We start from the raw sequence: 2,342 nt of genomic DNA, 5'->3' as shown, positions 1-2,342 counted from the left end.
AGTCTAGAGACTATCTTGATTCCCGCAGTCTTAACCGGATTAACAGTGCTGAAGCAGCTATTGTTGCACAGATTGATAATCGAGATGTTGAGCCAATGCAGGCGATTAAGAATGTAGTGGATTTTTTGTGCTTAACACCGTTACAACCAGTTCCCAAGTTGGAGGCAACCGCATGATTATCCCGTTTGAGTTGCTCAGAACAGTAACATCAGCCGATGGAAAACGCTGTGTTATTGGTACTCCCCATGCCGAGGTAATTGGTATACTCCACTCTAAGCAAGAAGCACTTATCGATTATGAGTTACAAGGCACATTAGAAATGATTGCTCTTGGAGGTGCATATTCTGGTGAGGGAGTAGACGAGTTTTTGACTGAAATTCTCCAAGATCTTCGGGTTTGGGGATATGTAGAAGAGGTGGAGAGAGATGAACCTTACTGGGTGCTGACATCAGGGCGAACGCATCTTATTTACTAATAGAAATTAAGAAAGATTTCAAAATGACATAGATAATTGTAAAAATTGATGTAAAGATAAGCAGAATAAATCAAATACTATCTGAATTTATCAAATAACTTATCTTCAAATAAATGACTATTTATTAATACTAAAATAATTCAATTAGGGGTACATAAAAGTATATTTGTCTAGACAATAAATAAACTTTTTATATAAAACATTAAATCCAAGTTTTGATGTGCTTTTTTAAGCTAACGCTAAAACTCTTAGTAAATAGTTGTTATCCATTGCCGCGAGGAACTGTTTATTTTTGATTCCTCGTTTGACTCGCTTCTCTTTACCTAAAAGATTGACTGCAATTTGCCTTATAATTGCAAAATTCTGTGGAGCATTATCTTTCCTAATCCGACACTCATCTTCTCTTAAAGCAACATCTAAGATCCAATGTAATGAGTTTTCTATACCCCAATGGCTGCGAATAGAGTTAGCAAATTCTTCAGCATTACTGACAAGGCTACTGATAAAATAACGAGTTTCGACTGTTGTTTTACCATCTAATAAGCGGACGGACTCTACCATCCCAACACTGCTAAACTTTGACCAAACTGAATCTGGATCAAGCCGAGACCCAATTCCAGATAACATGACGTAGTTGCGGATTTCATGACGGCCATGCCCTGTTTCTTCTGTCTTATATGTGCTATATTTAATTCCTTCAAAATCCGTACTTATCCCTGTTTTAAATAGTTTCTCAACTGACTCATAAAGATTACCTTGATTCTTTTTTAAGGTAATTACATAATCTGCTGATTGCTGTGTAATCAACTTCACAATCTCTTTCTGGCAACCGATTGCATCAATTGTTACGATACATCCAGCTAGTTCTAATACCTTTAATAATTCTGGAATTGCCGTGATTTCATTTGATTGGGAGTCTACCTTTACTTGTCCTAAAACTAATTTATTTGTAGTTGCCCATGCACTCACCATTTGAATTGCACTTTGGTCACTACTCTTATCATAAGAACTACATAAAGTTTTTCCATCAATTGCAACTACTTCTCCAACAGTTATTTTTTGTATCGATTTCATCCAATTTAAAAAACATTCTTGAAATTGCTGCGGATTTAATTGTGCAAATACGCGTGCGAAAGTATCGTGTGATGGTATTCCATTTGGTAGCTCTAAAAACGTTTTCAACCACTCATATTTTGTACAGCCATACAGTTCAATCGCCACCCAGCTATCTGCTCCACAAATTACTGCACAAATAGCAATAGTCAAAATATCAATTAAATTGTGTCGCTTCGTGCGATCTATTCTTGGGTCTGACATCTGTGCAAAATGGTCAGCAATTGTGATTTTGGGCTTGAGTTTCACGCAAACTTCGGCAATATTGCTACTTTTACAATGACTTTATCATCAAAGCTTGAATCCTTACCTACATGTCACCCGGCGATCACTACCTTTATCCTATATTTAGTATATATGTACTATATTTAGATGCGTTTGCCCTGCTCCACACCCTGCGGGAAGCCGCAGAAGCGTCTACAGAATGACATTTTTAACCATCTTAGACTTTACAAACATCCTCTTATAAAACTCAGAAGCAAGTTCGTAGTCTTCAATCTCTAAGTCAAGATTTGGAAATGCGCGGAGATAATTTTTAAGCCGATTATATTGGTTAGCGTGACGAATTTTGCAAAGTACCTCTTGCCGAACAGCACCCAGCAAAGCAACTCGACCATCCGTAATTAATTCATGAAATAATGCAATATAAGGTGAGTCGTCAGCTTTGCTAGCGCGTCTGAGAGCTAAAGACCAAACTGAAGTATCAACAATGACTTTCATCCTCTCTGGCGCTGTTGTTTGTAATCATAATCAT

The 2,342-nt window shown here is 37.2% G+C and carries 3 protein-coding genes; 1 reads left to right on the top strand and 2 read right to left on the bottom strand.

The window, feature by feature from the left end; translation table 11 throughout:
• Positions 1 to 172 precede the first annotated feature (172 nt).
• The gene (locus AC5JL8_RS12285; RefSeq protein ID WP_495880058.1) at positions 173 to 475 is read left to right on the top strand and encodes a hypothetical protein; all 303 of its coding nucleotides are present in this window, start codon (positions 173 to 175) and stop codon (positions 473 to 475) included.
• Between the two features lie 228 nt (positions 476 to 703).
• On the opposite strand, the gene AC5JL8_RS12280 is transcribed toward AC5JL8_RS12285, so the two are convergent.
• Both AC5JL8_RS12280 and AC5JL8_RS12275 read right to left on the bottom strand, forming a co-directional pair.
• Complete coding sequence (locus tag AC5JL8_RS12280) at positions 704 to 1,837, bottom strand: ISAs1 family transposase (protein ID WP_495880057.1); 1,134 nt, start codon at positions 1,835 to 1,837, stop codon at positions 704 to 706.
• Positions 1,838 to 2,005: 168 nt separating this feature from the next.
• Positions 2,006 to 2,308, bottom strand: a complete 303-nt coding sequence (locus AC5JL8_RS12275) for a PIN domain-containing protein (protein WP_495880056.1) — start codon at positions 2,306 to 2,308, stop codon at positions 2,006 to 2,008.
• Between the last annotated feature and the right edge of the window lie 34 nt (positions 2,309 to 2,342).

This window comes from Mojavia sp. (assembly GCF_059505145.1).
Note: the sequence above shows the minus strand (reverse complement) of the source record. Positions and strands in the feature narration are given on the sequence as shown.